Source organism: Paracoccus sp. Ld10, from assembly GCF_045064235.1.
Classification (GTDB): domain Bacteria; phylum Pseudomonadota; class Alphaproteobacteria; order Rhodobacterales; family Rhodobacteraceae; genus Paracoccus.
Window position 1 is genome coordinate 1 of the sequence record NZ_JBISHD010000032.1, and the last position, 15,311, is coordinate 15,311.

Below are 15,311 nucleotides of genomic sequence, written 5' to 3' on the forward strand. Positions count from 1 at the left end.
CCAGGTTGCCCTTGGTGGTATAGCGCGCGGCGGCCTGCGGATCGGCCTTGATCTCCAGACAGGCCTCGGCCACGCCGGGGGAATAGGCGCGCGCCAGATCGCGGCCATTGGCCATCGGTTTGGTCGCCCGGATCTCAAGCTTGCCCGGTCGCGGAAACTCGTGATAATCCAGCGCCGCCTGTCGCGCGCTGTCCTGCCTGCGGTCATCCATCGGTATACGTGCCCCCCGTCATCGATTTGGTTGACCGTTAAACCATTCTGACGTCGGGGAACAGCAGCGTTCTGGACGTCTGCCCGCGTCTTGCACAAGCCCGCCCGCAAGCGCAGATTGGCGGCAGGATTGAATGGGGTGGACCATGACGATGTCATTGCTGGATGCGGCGCGCGATGTGCGTGAACGGGCCTATGTGCCCTATTCGAAATTCAAGGTCGGGGCGGCCATCCGCGGGGCATCTGGCACCGTCTATCGCGGCTGCAACGTAGAGAACGTGGCCTATCCCGAAGGCACCTGCGCCGAGGCCGGGGCCATCGCCGCGATGGTCGCCGCAGGAGAGACGCAACTGGTCGAGGTCGCGGTCATCGCCGACAGCCCCACCCCGGTGCCCCCCTGCGGCGGCTGCCGCCAGAAGCTGGCGGAGTTCGCCGAGGGCGACGTGCCGGTCCTGCTGGCCACCACTGACGGCGCCCAGATGCACACGACCGTTGGCGACCTGCTGCCGGGCCGTTTCGACGCGGGCCACATGGCGCGCACATGACCGATCCGCGTCCTGTCATATCGGCGATCCGCGACGGGCGCGGGCTGGACGGTCCGGGGGCGGCGCTGATCGCGCAGGGGCTGGCCGACGGGTCGGTCAGCGACGCGCAGGCGGGTGCCTTTGCGATGGCGGTGCTGACCAAGGGCGTGGGCCCGGCGGGACGCGTGGCGCTGACGCGGGCCATGCGCGATTCGGGGCATGTGCTGCACTGGGATCTGTCGGGGCCGGTGGTGGACAAGCATTCGACCGGCGGCATCGGTGATACGGTGTCATTGGTTCTGGCACCGCTGTTGGCGGTGCGCGGGGTGTTCGTGCCGATGATCTCCGGGCGCGGGTTGGGCCATACGGGCGGCACGCTGGACAAGCTGGAGGCGATCCCTGGCTATCTGTGCGATCAGCCCGAGGATGATTTCCGCCGCATCGTGCGTACCGTCGGCTGTGCAATCGTCGCGGCCACGGGCGACGTGGCCCCGGCGGACCGTCGCCTGTACGCGATCCGCGACGAATCGGGGACGGTGGAATCGATCGACCTGATCACCGCGTCGATCCTGTCGAAAAAGCTGGCGGCGGGGTTGGACGCGCTGGTTCTGGACGTCAAGGCGGGGTCCGGCGCGATCATGAAAAAGGCCGACAGCGCGGGGCGTCTGGCTCAGGCCCTGGTCGAGACCGCAAACGGCGCGGGTTGCCGCACCACCGCCTTCATCACCGACATGGACCAGCCGCTGGCCCGCAGCGCCGGAAACGCGCTGGAGATCCATGAGGCGATCCGCACCCTGCGGGGCGAGGCGGGGGCCCTGCGCGATCTGACGCTGGCGCTGGCGGCGGAATGCCTGACGCTGGCCGGGCGGTCCGCCGACGGGCTGGCCGATACGCTGGACAGCGGCGCCGCGGCCGAAGTCTTTGGCCGCATGGTCGCGGCACAGGGCGGACCGCGCGACCTGCTGGAGCGCCCCGAGGCGCATCTGGCCCGTGCGCCGCTGATCCTGCCGATCCCTGCGCCAGCGGCGGGCCGCGTCGGGCGCATCGACGTGACCGCGCTTGGGCACGCGGTGCTGGCGCTTGGCGGCGGACGCGTACGCGCGGCCGAGGCGATTGATCACCGCGTGGGACTGGACCGCCTTGCCAAACTGGGAGAGGAGGTCGGCCCCGACCGCCCCTTGGGCATGGTTCACGCGGCCGACGACACGGCGGCGCAGGTGGCGATTGCCGCCGTGCAGGCGGCCTACGCCCTGGGCGACGGCCGGTCCGGCCCGCTGATCCGCGACCGGATCGGCGCATGAGCCGGGCTTTCCTGATCGTCATGGACAGCGTGGGCATCGGCGGCGCGCCCGATGCCCACGCGTTCTTCAGCGACGGCCGCCCCGATACCGGCGCAAACACCGTGGGCCATATCGCGCAGGCCCGCCCGCTGCGGATGCCGGTGCTGGACGGGCTTGGCCTGGGGGCTGCGGTGCGGTTGGCATCGGGCGCTGATGCGCCGGGTTTGGGCGCCGACCCCCACGGCCTGTGGGGCGCGGCATCCGAGGTGTCGCGCGGCAAGGACACCCCCTCCGGTCATTGGGAGATCGCCTGCGTGCCCGTGCCGTGGGACTGGACCTATTTTCCCGACGCCGATCCCGCCTTTCCGCCCGACGTGACCGCGCGCATCTGCCAGTTGGCAGGGACCGACGGTATTCTGGGCAACTGTCATGCATCGGGCACGCAGGTCCTCGATGATTTCGGCGCGCGGCATCTACAGACCGGCTGGCCCATCTGCTATACCTCTGCCGACAGCGTGCTGCAGATCGCGGCGCATCAGGAGGCGTTCGGCCTGGACCGCTTGATCGCGCTGTGTCGCGACCTGTCGCCGATGCTGCACGCGATGCGCGTAGGCCGGGTCATCGCGCGTCCCTTTGTCGGCCAGCCGGGTGCGTTCCGCCGCACCGGCAACCGGCGTGATTTTGCGATTGCGCCGCCGGGCGACACCATTCTGGACATTGCCCATGGGGCAGGGCGCATCACCCATGCCATCGGCAAGATCGGCGACATCTTCAGCCATCGCGGCATCGCGCATCTGGACAAGGGTGCCGATGATGCGGCCTTGGCCGACCATCTGATCCGTCTTGGTGCGCAGGCCGAACCCGGCAGCCTGACATTCGCCAATTTCGTCGAATTCGACACCAATTTCGGCCACCGCCGCGACATTCCCGGCTATGCCGCGCAACTGGAATGGTTCGATGGCGTTGCGGGGCGGTTCCTGGCGACGCTGGCCCCCGGCGATCTGGCGATCTTTACCGCCGATCACGGCAACGATCCGTCCTGGACCGGTACCGACCACACCCGCGAACGCGTGCCCGTCCTGGGCTGGGGCGCGGGCGCGCGCGGCGTGGGGCAGGTGGGGTTCGCGGATATCGGCGCGTCGATCCTTGCGCATCTGGGGCTGCCCGCCCCCCGACACGGGACATCATTTCTATGAAAAAGATCGAACTGCACCTGCATCTGGAAGGGGCCGCGCCCCCGGATTTCATCCGCGGCCTGGCCAAGGAAAAGCGTGCCGACCTGACGGGTGTCTTTGATGACCGCGGGCATTACGCCTATGACGACTTTCCCGGCTTCCTGCGCTGCTACGAGGCCGCGACCAGTGTGATCAACGGCCCCCGCGACTATGCCCGCCTGCTGGCCGAGGTACTGGAACGCTGCGCCGAAGAAGGCGTGATCTATGCCGAACTGTTCGTGTCGCCGGAATTCTGCGGCGGTGCGGACCTGTCGGCGTGGCGCGACCATCTGGCCGCGATGACCGAGGTCGCCGATCGCGCCCGTGCCGACGGCATCGACAGCCGCGGCATCGTCACCGCGATCCGCCATTTCGGCGCCGACCGTGCGCGCAAGACGGCCCGCTGCGCAGCAGAGACCGCGGGCGGCTGGATCACCGGTTTTGGCATGGGCGGGGCCGAGCAGGTCGGACTGGCCACGGATTTCGCCTGGAGCTTTGATTGCGCGGCCGAGGCTGGGCTGGGCCTGACGTGCCACGCCGGTGAATGGGGCGGTCCCGCCAGCGTCCGGCAGGCGCTGGACCTGGGGTGCACCCGCATCGGCCACGGTGTGCAGGCCGTTGACGACCCGGCGTTGGTGCGCGACATGGCCGAACGCGGCGTGACGCTGGAGGTCTGTCCGGGGTCGAACATCGCGCTTGGGGTCTATCCGTCCTGGCAGGCCCATCCCATCGCACGGCTGGCCGATGCCGGGGTGCGGGTCACTGTATCCACTGACGATCCGCCATTCTTTCACACCACGATGCGCGACGAATACGATCGGCTTGCGTCGACCTTTGGCTGGGGCGATACCGAGTTCCGCCAGATCAACCAGTGGGCCGCCGACGCCGCGTTCTGTGACGCGCCCACCCGTGACCGCCTGAAAAAGGAATTCGCCTGATGCAACACCTGACCGTCGTCGATCACCCGCTGGTCCAGCACAAACTGTCGATCATGCGGCAGAAAGACGTGTCCACCGCCGGTTTCCGCCGCCTGCTGCGCGAGATCAGCCTGTTGTTGGCCTATGAGGTCACGCGGGAACTGGAACTGACCACGATGCGGATCGAAACACCAATGTGCGAGATGGAGGCTCCCACGCTGGAGGGCAAGAAGCTGGCCCTGATCTCGATCCTGCGGGCCGGGAACGGGTTGCTGGACGGCATCCTGGAACTGATCCCCGGCGCGCGCGTGGGCTTCGTGGGCCTGTACCGCGACCCTGAAACGCTGAAACCCGTCGAATATTACTGCAAGGTGCCGCGCGAACTGGACGCGCGGATGACCATCGTGGTGGACCCGATGCTGGCCACGGGCAACTCGTCCGTCGCGGCCATCGATATGCTGAAGGAACGCGGCGCCAAGAACATGCGATTCCTGTGCCTGCTGGCCGCCCCCGAAGGCGTCGAACGGATGCGGCAGGCGCATCCTGATGTGCCGATCTTTACCGCAGCGCTGGACGAACGCCTGGACGATCACGGCTATATTGTGCCGGGTCTGGGCGATGCGGGCGACCGGATGTTCGGGACGAAATAGGCCTGCCCGTTAACCGCCGTTTCACGGTTCTGCGCTAGGTCTGGGGCAGAACAACGGAATGGATGACAGATGATCGGGCAATTGCGGGTCTTGGCGATGCTTTTGCTGGGCGGTGCGGCGCAGGCCGCGCCCACGCCGCCGCCGCCCGACGGCTTTGCCGGGGCCCAGTACATCGATGGGAACGGCTGCGTCTTTATCCGCAACGGCGCGGTCTGGGCCGCGCGTCAGGACGGTCAGGGGCAAACGCTGTGTGGATTTCCCCCCAGCCTGGATGTGCGGCGGACCGATCCCCTGACGGAACGCGCGCTGCCGCTGACACAGGCGCCACCCCCGGACGTCGAGACGCTGTTGCTGGAACAGTTGTCGCGCGATCTGCGCCCCGGCGAATGGGCCGCAGATCCGGCACCGGCGGAAACGCGTTCCGAACCGGCGCCCGTGCGGGTTCCCGACCCGATGCAAACCGCGTTGCAGGATGCGCTGAAGATGGCACCGGCGCTGCGCGAGGCATCGGGCCTTTCGGGCAATCCCGCATTGTGCGCGCGATTGGGCTACAAGCCGGACCCGTCGGGTTCGGTGCAGGGGTCAACCCTTGGCCTGTGCCCCGGCATGCGCGCAGTCTCTGCGACTGCTGCTCTGACAACTGGTGTGGCGACTGCCCGTCCTCAACCAGAACCGACCGCCTTACAGAAACCGATTGCCGCGACGACTGTCGCCGTCGCACCGCCCGCACCGGCACGCCGCGCGGCTGCTCCGACAGGCGCTGCGCCAGTCGTGACCGCGCCTCCCGCCGCTGCGCCGAGGCAGACCACCGTACCTGGACCCGAAATGATCCCGGCGTCGGCGCGCTACGTTCAGGTCGGGGCCTATGGCGAGGACGGGAACGCGATGATCGTGCTGCGGGCCTTGGCCGCGCGCGGCTATCCAACAGGGCAGGGGCGCACCAACGATGGGTCAAAGCCTCTGCGGCTGATCATGGCCGGACCGTTCACAGACCGTCAGGCACTGATTGCGGCACTGAATGACCTGCGCGCGAATGGTTATCCCAAGGCGGTGGCGCGCTAAGCGCTGCGCACTGCCTCGATCATTCTGGCGACATTGTCGGGGTCGGCGTCCGGAGTGATGCCGTGGCCTAGGTTGAACACATGTGGCCCGCCCCGCAGCGCGCGGGTAATGCGCTGCGCCTCAGCCACAAGCTCGGGTCCGCCCGTGACCATATGACGCGGATCCATGTTTCCCTGCACGCACCCCTCGGTCTGGACGTGGCGCGCAGCCCAATCGGTCGACACGGAATTGTCCAGCGCGACACAATCGGCGCCGACCGCTGCCCGGAACCCGATGTACCGGTCGCCAGCCTCGCGCGGAAAGGCGATAACGGGCACATTAGGATGGCGCAATTTCAGCGCCGCGATGATGCGCTTTGTCGGGGCAATCGCAAAATCATCAAAGTCCTGGCCGTGCAGGCTTCCCGCCCAACTGTCGAACAGTTTGACAACCTCGGCTCCGGCCTCGATCTGGCGCGACAGATAGTGGATGGTTGCGTCCGTGATCAGGTCAATCAATGCCGCGAACGTCGCCCTGTCCTGATCCTTCAGCAGATGAGCAGGTCCCTGATCCTTGGTCCCCCTGCCAGCCACCATATAGGTCGCAACGGTCCAGGGGGCGCCAGCAAACCCGATCAGCGCGGTTTCCCGTGGCAGCTCGCGCGACAAGATGCGGAGCGTTTCGTAGACTGGCGCCAGTTGCGCGTCGACCTGAGCGGCAGGTTTCAATTTGGCCAGGTCTGCCGCGCTGGTGACGGTGGAAAGGCGTGGTCCCTCTCCGGTGACGAACCATAGGTCGGCACCCAGTGCCTGGGGGATCAACAGGATGTCGGCGAAAAGGATCGCTGCATCGAAACCGAACCGGCGGATCGGCTGCAACGTCACCTCAGCCGCAAGATCCGGGTTGTAGCATAGCGATAGAAAATCGCCCGCCTGCGCGCGCGTGGCACGATATTCAGGCAGATACCGCCCAGCTTGGCGCATCATCCAGATCGGCGGTGTGGGCAGGGTCTTGCCCGCCAAGGCGCGCAGCAAAAGTTTGGTCATGGGGCCTCCTGCGCCCCTTGAAGGTCAGGCGACAGGCGTTGTCAAGCGCAGCCCCGGCCGCTATGGCGTGACCCATGACACAGATGCCCACTCCCACCCGCCCGCTGAGGATCGGAACACGCGGATCGATCCTGGCGCTTGCTCAGGCCCATGAGACCCGCGACCGGTTGATGGCTGCGCATGGTCTGTCGCTGGATGCGTTCCGGATCGTTCCCATAAAGACCACCGGTGATCGCGTCCTGGACCGTCCGCTGTCGCAGATCGGCGGCAAGGGCCTGTTCACCCGAGAGATCGAAGAGGCCCTGACCGAGGGCGCCATCGACATTGCCGTGCATTCCATGAAGGATATGCCCACGCTGCAGCCTGACGGACTGGTTATCGATTGTCTGCTTCCACGCGAGGACGTGCGCGACGCCTTTATCAGCCCGCACGTGGCGTCGATCGGTGCGCTGCCGCACGGATCAGTGGTCGGTTCCTCCAGCCTGCGGCGGCGTGCGCAGCTTGCTCATCGTCGCCCGGATCTGCACCTGGTCGAGTTCAGAGGAAACGTCCAGACGCGTCTCCAGAAACTGGCCGATGGCGTGGCTGTGGCAACCTTTCTGGCGATGGCCGGCCTATCACGGCTCGACATGCGCCACGTCGCGCAAAGCGTCATTGATCCCGAAGAAATGCTGCCCGCCGTGGCACAAGGTGCCATCGGCATCGAACGTCGTGCCGACGATCACGACTGCGCGGCGCTGCTTGCGGCCATCAATGACCCGGTGACAGGCATACGAATAGCTGCAGAGCGTTCGTTTCTGCGCCGACTGGACGGTTCGTGCCAGACGCCGATCGCGGGTTTGGCGACATTGGATGGCGACCATCTCACGCTGCGCGGAGAAATCTTGCGACCCGATGGCAGTGAGGTCGTGGCGTCTGCTCGTACCGGGCTCGCGTCCGATGGTCCGCTGATGGGCGTTGAATTGGCGGAAGACCTGTTGTCCCGCGCAGGCCCCGGATTCCTGCACGTGTAAGAACGGGCCGGGGCAGTGCCCCGGCTTAAAATCAATAGCTGCGGATCAGTCCAACCAGCCGACCTTGGATACGTACCCGATCTTCGGGCAAAAGACGCGTTTCATAGGCCGGGTTGGCAGCTTCCAGCGCGATCATTGAGCCCTTGCGCCGATAGCGCTTCAGCGTCGCTTCCTGGTTGTCCACCAGTGCCACGATGATGTCACCTGTTTCGGCCGTATCCTGTTCCCGGATCACCACGACGTCGCCATCGTTGATACCGGCCTCGATCATCGAATCGCCCGTCACCTCGAGCGCATAGTGGTGTTCGCGACCGGACAGCATCGTTCCCGGCACTGCGATGTGGTGTGACACCTCTGAAATCGCTTCGATCGGCACACCTGCCGCGATACGACCCATCAGCGGCAACTGGACCGCGGGGCTGTCCACGACCGTCATCGCGCCGCGCGGACGTGCAGGACGGGTGTTCGAGATCACCCGTGGCGTGAACGCGGGGCGTGGCTCATCCGCCTTAGCCTCTGTCAGGTGGGACAGTGCGTCCGGCAATCGGATCACTTCCAGTGCGCGCGCACGATGGGGCAGGCGGCGGATAAAGCCCCGCTCTTCCAACGCGGTCACAAGACGATGAATCCCTGACTTGGACCGGAGGTCCAATGCGTCCTTCATCTCATCGAACGAAGGCGGCACGCCGTCCCGCGCCATCCGCCTTTGGATGAACTCAAGCAGTTGAATCTGCTTTTTTGTCAACATGGCCCGCCCTTTTCTTAATGTTCCGCGTCTGTTCTAGCTTATCACTAGAATCTCGTCAATCATTTGACCCTGAAAGGGTGAAAATACAGTTAACCAGCGGAGAGAGGGACATAGTGAACCAGATCGCCTGCGTGTCTGGCGGGGTCGTTCGGCGGCCGGACCAACAGCGCATTCGCTTGCGCCATCAAAGCTAACCGCGCAGAGTCCTGATCATCGAAAGGCGCAATCACCGGCAGGTCAGGCCCCGGCCTCAGTGACGCCCGGAGGTAGTGCTGACGCGGCCCCTCGGCAGGAAGATCCTGTGCCAAACGCGCGTTCTGCACCATCGGTGCAGATGGCAGCCCCTGCAATGCGCGGATCAGGGGCTGCATGAATAATACCGCGCAAACCATTGCTGAAACAGGGTTTCCTGGAAGGCCAAGCATCGCTCCGTGTTTCATTCGCCCTGCCATCAGTGGCTTTCCGGGACGCACCGCGACTTTGTAGAATGACTGTTGCATTCCATGTTCTTCGGCCATCTTGCCGATCAGGTCATGGTCGCCGACCGACGCCCCCCCGATTGTGACCAATAGGTCGGCACCCGCTGCTGCCCGAAAGCTGTCGCGCAGGCTGTCTTCCGTATCCCGCGCAATTGGAAGAATGAACGGATCGCCCCCCACATCCCGCACCATGGCCGCGATCGCGAGGTCGTTTGAACTGATGATCTGACCCGCTGCCGGTTCCGTTCCGGGGGGTACCAGCTCGTCCCCACCCGCCAGAATGGCGACGCGTGGGCGTGCGGCAACCGTCACTGTCGCGACGTTCATGGCAGCCAGCAGACCGATATGGGCGGCGCCAAGAATGATTCCCGGCGCAACCGTGTCGCCCTGCGCGAAATCATTGCCGCGTGCGCGGATGTTGCTGCCGCCCGACACGGTCGACACGCGAATGGTGTCGCCGTCCCGGGTGACGTTTTCCTGAAGCTCGACGTGGTCAAAGCCGTGCGGGACAGGTGCACCGGTAAAGATGCGGATCGCGGTTCCAGGGCGCGGCGTGCCATCCCAAGGATGTCCCGCCGCGCTGGTTCCGATCACGGTCAGCACAGAGTGCATATCCGCCGCGCGCATCGCATAGCCGTCCATCGCAGACGCATCGAAAGGGGGCTGGGTCAGCCGGGATACCGCAGGCTGCAGCAATGCGCGGCCATGCGCGTCCGCCAAGGCCACCGTTTCGGCACGCGGTGCGTCGGCAAGTTCCAGAACACGGTCCAGCGCCTCTGCGACGGAGATCATCGTGGCGCCTCGTACGGCCCGGATTTGCCGCCGTCCTTGCGCAACAGGCGGATATCCTGAATTTCCATCGATTTCTGTGCAGCTTTCAGCATGTCATAAACAGTCAGGCAGGCGGTGGTGACGGCGGTCAGCGCCTCCATTTCGACGCCGGTGCGACCGGTGGTGCGCACCGTGGCGGTCACGCGGATGCCGGGCAGGTCGGGATCGGGCACCAGATCGACCGCGACCTTGGCCAAGGCCAGCGGGTGGCACAGGGGAATCAGGTCCGCGGTGCGTTTCGCGCCCATGATGCCCGCCAGCCGCGCCACGCCCATGACGTCGCCCTTTGCGGCACCGCCCTGCGCCAAGGCCAGCGTTTCCGGGGTCATGACCACGCAGCCGGTGGCCACGGCCTCTCGCGTGGTGTCGGATTTGGCCGAGATGTCGACCATATGCGCCTGACCGGCGGCGTCGAAATGCGTCAGGGTCATGCGGCCACGTCCAGAATGGCGCGGGTGGCCGCGGTCACGTCGGCCTGCCGCATCAGGCTTTCGCCGATCAGAAAACGGCGGGCGCCGGTCCGCATCATGGCGCCAAGATCGGCTGGGGTGAACAAGCCGCTTTCGCAGACCAGCTGACGGTCGGCGGGAACGCGCGGCGCAAGATCGCGCGTTACATCAAGTGTGACCTCGAACGTCTTGAGATTGCGGTTGTTTACGCCGATCAGCGGCGATCTCAGGCGCAGGGCACGGTCCAGTTCGGGGGCGTCATGCACCTCGATCAGGACATCCATGCCCCAGTCCATCGCGGCGTCCTCCAGATCGCGCGCCTGCGCGTCGTCGACCGAAGCCATGATGATCAGGATGCAATCCGCGCCCCAGGCCCGCGCCTCGGTCACCTGATAGGTGTCGTACATGAAATCCTTGCGCAGCGCCGGCAGATCGCAGGCCGCGCGTGCCGCCTTCAGGAAATCAAGCGCGCCCTGAAAACTGGGGCCGTCCGTCAGGACCGACAGGCAGGCCGCACCGCCGGCCTGATAGGCACGTGCCAGCGCGGGGGGATCAAAGTCGGGCCGGATAAGACCCTTGGACGGGCTGGCCTTCTTTATTTCGGCGATCAGGGCGGGGCCACTGGCGGCGGCCCGGTCCAGCGCGCGGGCAAATCCGCGGGGGGCGTCGGCCGCACGGGCCTGCGCGTCGAGGTCGGCCAGCGGACGCGCGGCCTTGGCGGCGGCGATTTCTTCCAGCTTGTAGGCCTTGATCTTGTCCAGAATATCCATGCGCCCGTTCTATCCCCACCGTGCGGGCGGGGAAAGGGGGCGCGGGGGCTCAGCCGGTCCAATCGATCGGCACATGACCCTGCTGTGCCAGCCAATCATTGATGCGGCTGAACGGACGCGATCCGAAAAACCCGCGCCGCGCCGAGAGGGGCGAAGGATGCGCCGTGGCGATCACCATATCCTGTGTCCGGGGCAGCCCCGCCAGTGCCTTGCGCGCATGGTTTCCCCACAGCAGAAAGGCCAACTGGCCGTGGGTCTGCGCCTCGGCAACGGCCTGCCGCGCCAGCCGGTCCCAGCCCCAGTTCGCATGGCCGCCGGCCTGTCCGGGTGGCACCGACAGCGCGGTGTTCAGCAACAATACACCCTGGCGCGCCCAGTGCGACAGATCGCCCGTCGCAGGCGCATCGCCCAGATCGTCGCGCAGTTCCGCAAAGATATTGCGCAGCGACCGGGGCAATGGCGTGTCGGGCGTGACCGAAAACGCCAGCCCATTTGCGTGTCCGGGCGTCGGATAGGGGTCCTGACCCAAGATCACCACGCGCACGTCCCGTGGCGGCGTCGCCTGCAGCGCGGCAAAGAGGCGGTCGGGATCGGGCAGGAACACGCGCTCGGCCAGCCGGTCGCGGATGGCAGGCCAGTTCTGGCGAAAGAACGGCAGATGCGCCCAGTCGGACGGTGGCGTCACGATTCAGGCGCGCCGGTGACCTGCGACAGCGCAATCAGCCGCGCCTTGGCCGCGCCGCTGTCCAGTGATTCGGCGGCCATCCGGGCCCCGTCGCGCAGATCGGACACGCGGCCCGCGATCAGCAGGGCGGCAGCGGCGTTCAGCAGCACCGCGTCGCGATAGGCGCCACGGTCACCGTCCAGAAGCGCGCGAAAGGCCGCGGCATTGTGCGCAGGCTCGCCGCCCACAATGGCGGCAAAGGGGTGGCGCGACAGGCCTGCATCCTCGGGCGCGACGGTGAATTCGGTGATCTGGCCGTCCCTCAGCGCGACCACGTGGCTGTCCTCGGCGATCGACAGCTCGTCCGTGCCGTCGCCACCATGCACCAGCCAGGCTGCGGTGGACCCCAGGTCGCGCAGCACTTCGGCCATGGGCCGCAGCCAATCGGCGCTGAAGGCACCGGTCAGCTGATAGCGGACCCCGGCAGGATTGGTCAGCGGTCCCAGCAGGTTGAAGACCGTGCGCGTGCCCAGTTCGGTGCGTGGCGGGCCGACATGGCGCATCGCCGGGTGGTGCATGGGCGCCATCATGAAACAGATGCCGGCCTGATCCAGCGCGCGTTGTGCCACGGTGGGTCCGCCCAGCACGTTGATGCCCATCTGGGTCAGCGCATCGGCCGCCCCTGATTTCGACGACAGGTTGCGGTTGCCGTGCTTGGCCACCGGAACGCCGGCCCCCGCCACGACAAAGGCCGTCGCGGTCGAGATGTTCAGCGTCCCCTTGCCGTCGCCGCCGGTGCCCACGATGTCCATCGCGCCATCGGGGGCGGTCACGCGGTTCATGCGGGCGCGCATGGCACGGGCGGCGGCCGCGATCTCGTCCACGGTCTCACCGCGCACGCGCAGCGCCATCAGCAGGCCGCCGATCTGGGCGGGGGTCGCGGCACCGTCGAACAGCGCGGAAAACGCGGCCTCTGCCTCGTCGCTGGTCAGCGGGCGTTCGGCGGCAAGGCCGATCAGGGGGCGGATGTCGGTCATGCGGCGTCCTTGCGGACGGTGCAGCGGTCCAGGAAATTGCGGATCATCTCGTGTCCGAACTGGGACGCGATCGATTCGGGGTGGAACTGCACGCCCTCGATCGGCAGGTCGGAATGGATCAGGCCCATGATCGTGCCGTCATCCGATGTCGCCGTCACGCGAAGGCAGTTCGGCAGGGTTTCCGGCTCGACCGTCAGCGAGTGATAGCGCGTGGCATTCAGCGGCGATTGCAGCCCGGCAAAGACGCCCGTGCCGTCATGGCTGATCGCATCGACCTTGCCGTGCAGGATGCGGTTGGCGCGCACGACGCGACCGCCAAAGGCCTGGCCGATCGCCTGGTGGCCCAGGCAGACCCCAAACAGCGGCACGGCGCGATCAGCCGCCACGCGGATCAGGTCCAGGCAGATCCCGGCCTGCGCCGGGTCGCAGGGCCCCGGAGAGATCACGATCCCGTCCGGCGCCATCGCCAGCGCCTCGTCCACGGTGATCTGGTCGTTGCGGCGCACCACGACCTCGGCCCCGGCCTCGCCCATGTAGTGGACCAGATTCCAGGTAAAGCTGTCGTAGTTGTCGATCAGGAGGATCATCGAAGTACCTTGCAGGCAGAAGAAGGGGGGCGGTTTCCCCCGGAAAAAGCGTCCGCTATAGATGGGCCAAAGCGCAACCGGGGGTCAAGGCCGACCGGACGCACAGCACGGACGGGGCAGGAATGGCACGGGGTTTTCTGGCGGGGGCGGCGACGGGCGGTCTGGTGGGGGTCGTCGCGCTGGCCGCACTGTCGCTGGCGGTGCCGCTGGCACCACAGGGTCACGACGCGCTGTCGGTCGGGCTGCCGATCGGGTCCGAATTCGGGCGCGGCGGCGATGTGGCACCCACGCTGCCCGCGCCCGGTGCGGTCAGCCAGCGCGATGCGGCAACCCGTGCCGCGATGCCTGCGCCCCGGGACGAAGCCGCCCGCGTGGCCGATGACACGATGCGCCCCGACCTGCAGCCGACCGACCGGATGCCCGCCCAGCCCGTGCCCGACACGATCGATGATGCGCCCGGCCTGGCCCTGCGCGGCGCGGCGCCCGCGACCGTGACCGGACCCATACCCCGGCCCGCTGTCCGTGCCACGCAGGACGGTCTGCCCCGGATCGCGCCGCCCGACGACGCCCCGATGGACCGGGCGCCCGCGATGCCCGCACCCGCGCTTGACCTGTCGCTGCCCCCGGATCTGACCGACCTTCGCAGAATGGAGCGAAACTGACATGCGCCCGCTGAACCCAGCCCTTGCCGCGACCTTTGCCCCGCCGGTGATGGAGGCGCGCCGCTGGCTGAGCGGTGTCAGCTTTCCGGCCGACCGCCCCCTGATCAATGTCAGTCAGGCCGCCCCCGTCGATCCGCCGCCCGAGGGTCTGCGCCGCGCCATCGCCGATGCGGCCCTGCACCGCCCCGAGGCGCATCTGTACGGCCCGGTCCTGGGCAACACCGACCTGCGCGATGCGGTGTCGGCGCAGTTTTCCACCGCCTATGACGGTGCCCTCACGGGGGCGAATGTCGCGATCACGCAGGGGTGCAATCAGGCGTTCTGTGCGGTGATGGCGACGCTGGCGGGGCAGGGCGATCAGGTGATCGTACCGACGCCCTGGTATTTTAACCACAAGATGTGGCTGGACATGGCGGGCGTGGCGACCGTGCCGCTGCCCTGCGGCGCGGACATGCTGCCCGATCCTGATCACGCGGCAGCCCTGATCACACCTGCCACGCGGGCGATCGTGCTGGTGACGCCGAACAACCCGTCGGGGGCGGAATATCCGGCTGATCTGGTAGGGCGGTTCTTTGATCTGGCGCAGGCGCACGAGATCGCGCTGGTCGTGGACGAGACCTATCGCGATTTCGACAGCCGGGACGGCGCCCCCCATGACCTGCTGACGCGGCCGGACTGGGACGGCACGCTGATCCAGCTGTACAGCTTTTCCAAGGCCTATCGCCTGACCGGGCACCGCGTGGGCGCGATCGTCGCCAGCACCGACCGGCTGGAACAGGTCGAAAAGTTTCTGGATACGGTGGCGATTTCCCCGTCGCAGCTGGGACAGATCGGCGCGGTCTGGGGAATGGAGAACCTGCGGGACTGGTTGGCCGGGGAACGGTCCGAAATTCTGGCGCGCCGTGCCGCGGCAGCAGCGGCGTTGGGCAGGCTGCCGGGTTGGCGACTGAAAAGCGCGGGGGCGTATTTTGCATGGGTCGAACACCCGTTTGCCGAACGCTCTGCTGAGCTGGCGCGGCGGATGGTGCGGGACGCAGGCGTGCTGGCGCTGCCCGGCACGATGTTCACACCTGACGGTGACGCTGCCGGAGCGCGACATCTGCGCATTGCGTTTGCGAATGTCGATGCTGACGGAATCGCGACCCTTGCGGCACGGCTGGCGGCGCTTTCGGCCTGATCCACTTGTGGC

At 66.9% G+C, this 15,311-nt stretch carries 17 protein-coding genes and 1 pseudogene; 9 read left to right on the plus strand and 9 right to left on the minus strand.

What is annotated here, in order from left to right:
* Positions 1–211 (minus strand): annotated as a pseudogene (locus tag ACJJVR_RS13820) (hypothetical protein); the annotation flags it as partial.
* 151 nt (positions 212–362) lie between these two features.
* Between ACJJVR_RS13820 and ACJJVR_RS13825 the strand changes: the two are divergent.
* The 6 genes from ACJJVR_RS13825 (at position 363) to ACJJVR_RS13850 (ending at position 5,857) form a co-directional block, all read left to right on the plus strand.
* Positions 363–755, plus strand: coding sequence for a cytidine deaminase (locus ACJJVR_RS13825; protein WP_405406449.1), 393 nt, complete (start codon positions 363–365; stop codon positions 753–755).
* Positions 752–2,035, plus strand: coding sequence for a thymidine phosphorylase (locus ACJJVR_RS13830; protein WP_405405430.1), 1,284 nt, complete (start codon positions 752–754; stop codon positions 2,033–2,035). The genes ACJJVR_RS13825 and ACJJVR_RS13830 overlap by 4 nt, the downstream gene beginning before the upstream one ends.
* Entirely contained in the window at positions 2,032–3,210 is a 1,179-nt protein-coding gene (locus tag ACJJVR_RS13835) for a phosphopentomutase (protein ID WP_405405432.1), read from the plus strand. Before ACJJVR_RS13830 ends, ACJJVR_RS13835 begins: the two co-directional genes overlap by 4 nt.
* On the plus strand, positions 3,201–4,166 hold the full coding sequence (locus tag ACJJVR_RS13840; RefSeq protein ID WP_405406451.1) for an adenosine deaminase: 966 nt from the start codon (positions 3,201–3,203) through the stop codon (positions 4,164–4,166). Before ACJJVR_RS13835 ends, ACJJVR_RS13840 begins: the two co-directional genes overlap by 10 nt.
* Entirely contained in the window at positions 4,166–4,795 is a 630-nt protein-coding gene (gene upp, locus ACJJVR_RS13845) for a uracil phosphoribosyltransferase (RefSeq protein ID WP_405405434.1), read from the plus strand. Before ACJJVR_RS13840 ends, upp begins: the two co-directional genes overlap by 1 nt.
* A gap of 69 nt (positions 4,796–4,864) precedes the next feature.
* Complete coding sequence (locus ACJJVR_RS13850) at positions 4,865–5,857, plus strand: SPOR domain-containing protein (protein ID WP_405405436.1); 993 nt, start codon at positions 4,865–4,867, stop codon at positions 5,855–5,857.
* On the opposite strand, the gene hemE is transcribed toward ACJJVR_RS13850, so the two are convergent.
* The gene (gene hemE / locus ACJJVR_RS13855; protein WP_405405437.1) at positions 5,854–6,882 is read right to left on the minus strand and encodes a uroporphyrinogen decarboxylase; all 1,029 of its coding nucleotides are present in this window, start codon (positions 6,880–6,882) and stop codon (positions 5,854–5,856) included. The genes ACJJVR_RS13850 and hemE overlap by 4 nt on opposite strands.
* A 74-nt stretch (positions 6,883–6,956) precedes the next feature.
* Between hemE and hemC the strand changes: the two genes are divergently transcribed.
* Complete coding sequence (gene hemC / locus ACJJVR_RS13860; protein ID WP_405405439.1) at positions 6,957–7,895, plus strand: hydroxymethylbilane synthase; 939 nt, start codon at positions 6,957–6,959, stop codon at positions 7,893–7,895.
* Positions 7,896–7,926: 31 nt separating this feature from the next.
* On the opposite strand, the gene lexA is transcribed toward hemC, so the two are convergent.
* From lexA to ACJJVR_RS13895, 7 genes are all read right to left on the minus strand, one after another.
* Positions 7,927–8,643 (minus strand): transcriptional repressor LexA, encoded by a 717-nt coding sequence (lexA, locus tag ACJJVR_RS13865; protein ID WP_405405441.1) that lies wholly within the window; start codon positions 8,641–8,643, stop codon positions 7,927–7,929.
* 89 nt (positions 8,644–8,732) lie between these two features.
* Complete coding sequence (gene glp, locus ACJJVR_RS13870; RefSeq protein ID WP_405405442.1) at positions 8,733–9,914, minus strand: gephyrin-like molybdotransferase Glp; 1,182 nt, start codon at positions 9,912–9,914, stop codon at positions 8,733–8,735.
* Entirely contained in the window at positions 9,911–10,384 is a 474-nt protein-coding gene (gene moaC, locus ACJJVR_RS13875; protein ID WP_405405444.1) for a cyclic pyranopterin monophosphate synthase MoaC, read from the minus strand. Before moaC ends, glp begins: the two co-directional genes overlap by 4 nt.
* The gene (gene trpC / locus ACJJVR_RS13880) at positions 10,381–11,172 is read right to left on the minus strand and encodes an indole-3-glycerol phosphate synthase TrpC (protein ID WP_405405446.1); all 792 of its coding nucleotides are present in this window, start codon (positions 11,170–11,172) and stop codon (positions 10,381–10,383) included. Before trpC ends, moaC begins: the two co-directional genes overlap by 4 nt.
* Before the next feature lie 49 nt (positions 11,173–11,221).
* Positions 11,222–11,857 (minus strand): uracil-DNA glycosylase, encoded by a 636-nt coding sequence (locus ACJJVR_RS13885; protein WP_405405447.1) that lies wholly within the window; start codon positions 11,855–11,857, stop codon positions 11,222–11,224.
* Positions 11,854–12,873, minus strand: coding sequence for an anthranilate phosphoribosyltransferase (gene trpD / locus ACJJVR_RS13890; RefSeq protein ID WP_405405449.1), 1,020 nt, complete (start codon positions 12,871–12,873; stop codon positions 11,854–11,856). Before trpD ends, ACJJVR_RS13885 begins: the two co-directional genes overlap by 4 nt.
* Positions 12,870–13,460 (minus strand): anthranilate synthase component II, encoded by a 591-nt coding sequence (locus tag ACJJVR_RS13895; RefSeq protein ID WP_405405450.1) that lies wholly within the window; start codon positions 13,458–13,460, stop codon positions 12,870–12,872. Before ACJJVR_RS13895 ends, trpD begins: the two co-directional genes overlap by 4 nt.
* Before the next feature lie 122 nt (positions 13,461–13,582).
* Between ACJJVR_RS13895 and ACJJVR_RS13900 the strand changes: the two genes are divergently transcribed.
* Both ACJJVR_RS13900 and ACJJVR_RS13905 read left to right on the plus strand, forming a co-directional pair.
* The gene (locus ACJJVR_RS13900) at positions 13,583–14,122 is read left to right on the plus strand and encodes a hypothetical protein (RefSeq protein ID WP_405405451.1); all 540 of its coding nucleotides are present in this window, start codon (positions 13,583–13,585) and stop codon (positions 14,120–14,122) included.
* 1 nt (position 14,123) lies between these two features.
* On the plus strand, positions 14,124–15,299 hold the full coding sequence (locus ACJJVR_RS13905; protein WP_405405453.1) for an aminotransferase: 1,176 nt from the start codon (positions 14,124–14,126) through the stop codon (positions 15,297–15,299).
* Positions 15,300–15,311 lie beyond the last annotated feature (12 nt).

Excerpts from the sequence above, each read along its gene's own strand:
- ACJJVR_RS13830 (WP_405405430.1), top strand. The coding sequence starts at position 752 with ATGACCGATCCGCGTCCTGTCATATCGGCGATCCGCGACGGGCGCGGG.
- upp (WP_405405434.1), top strand. The coding sequence starts at position 4,166 with ATGCAACACCTGACCGTCGTCGATCACCCGCTGGTCCAGCACAAACTG.
- ACJJVR_RS13900 (WP_405405451.1), top strand. The coding sequence starts at position 13,583 with ATGGCACGGGGTTTTCTGGCGGGGGCGGCGACGGGCGGTCTGGTGGGG.
- glp (WP_405405442.1), bottom strand. The coding sequence starts at position 9,914 with ATGATCTCCGTCGCAGAGGCGCTGGACCGTGTTCTGGAACTTGCCGAC.
- trpC (WP_405405446.1), bottom strand. The coding sequence starts at position 11,172 with ATGGATATTCTGGACAAGATCAAGGCCTACAAGCTGGAAGAAATCGCC.
- ACJJVR_RS13835 (WP_405405432.1), top strand. The coding sequence starts at position 2,032 with ATGAGCCGGGCTTTCCTGATCGTCATGGACAGCGTGGGCATCGGCGGC.
- lexA (WP_405405441.1), bottom strand. The coding sequence starts at position 8,643 with ATGTTGACAAAAAAGCAGATTCAACTGCTTGAGTTCATCCAAAGGCGG.
- ACJJVR_RS13850 (WP_405405436.1), top strand. The coding sequence starts at position 4,865 with ATGATCGGGCAATTGCGGGTCTTGGCGATGCTTTTGCTGGGCGGTGCG.
- ACJJVR_RS13825 (WP_405406449.1), top strand. The coding sequence starts at position 363 with ATGTCATTGCTGGATGCGGCGCGCGATGTGCGTGAACGGGCCTATGTG.
- hemC (WP_405405439.1), top strand. The coding sequence starts at position 6,957 with ATGACACAGATGCCCACTCCCACCCGCCCGCTGAGGATCGGAACACGC.
- ACJJVR_RS13905 (WP_405405453.1), top strand. The coding sequence starts at position 14,124 with ATGCGCCCGCTGAACCCAGCCCTTGCCGCGACCTTTGCCCCGCCGGTG.
- moaC (WP_405405444.1), bottom strand. The coding sequence starts at position 10,384 with ATGACCCTGACGCATTTCGACGCCGCCGGTCAGGCGCATATGGTCGAC.
- hemE (WP_405405437.1), bottom strand. The coding sequence starts at position 6,882 with ATGACCAAACTTTTGCTGCGCGCCTTGGCGGGCAAGACCCTGCCCACA.
- ACJJVR_RS13895 (WP_405405450.1), bottom strand. The coding sequence starts at position 13,460 with ATGATCCTCCTGATCGACAACTACGACAGCTTTACCTGGAATCTGGTC.
- trpD (WP_405405449.1), bottom strand. The coding sequence starts at position 12,873 with ATGACCGACATCCGCCCCCTGATCGGCCTTGCCGCCGAACGCCCGCTG.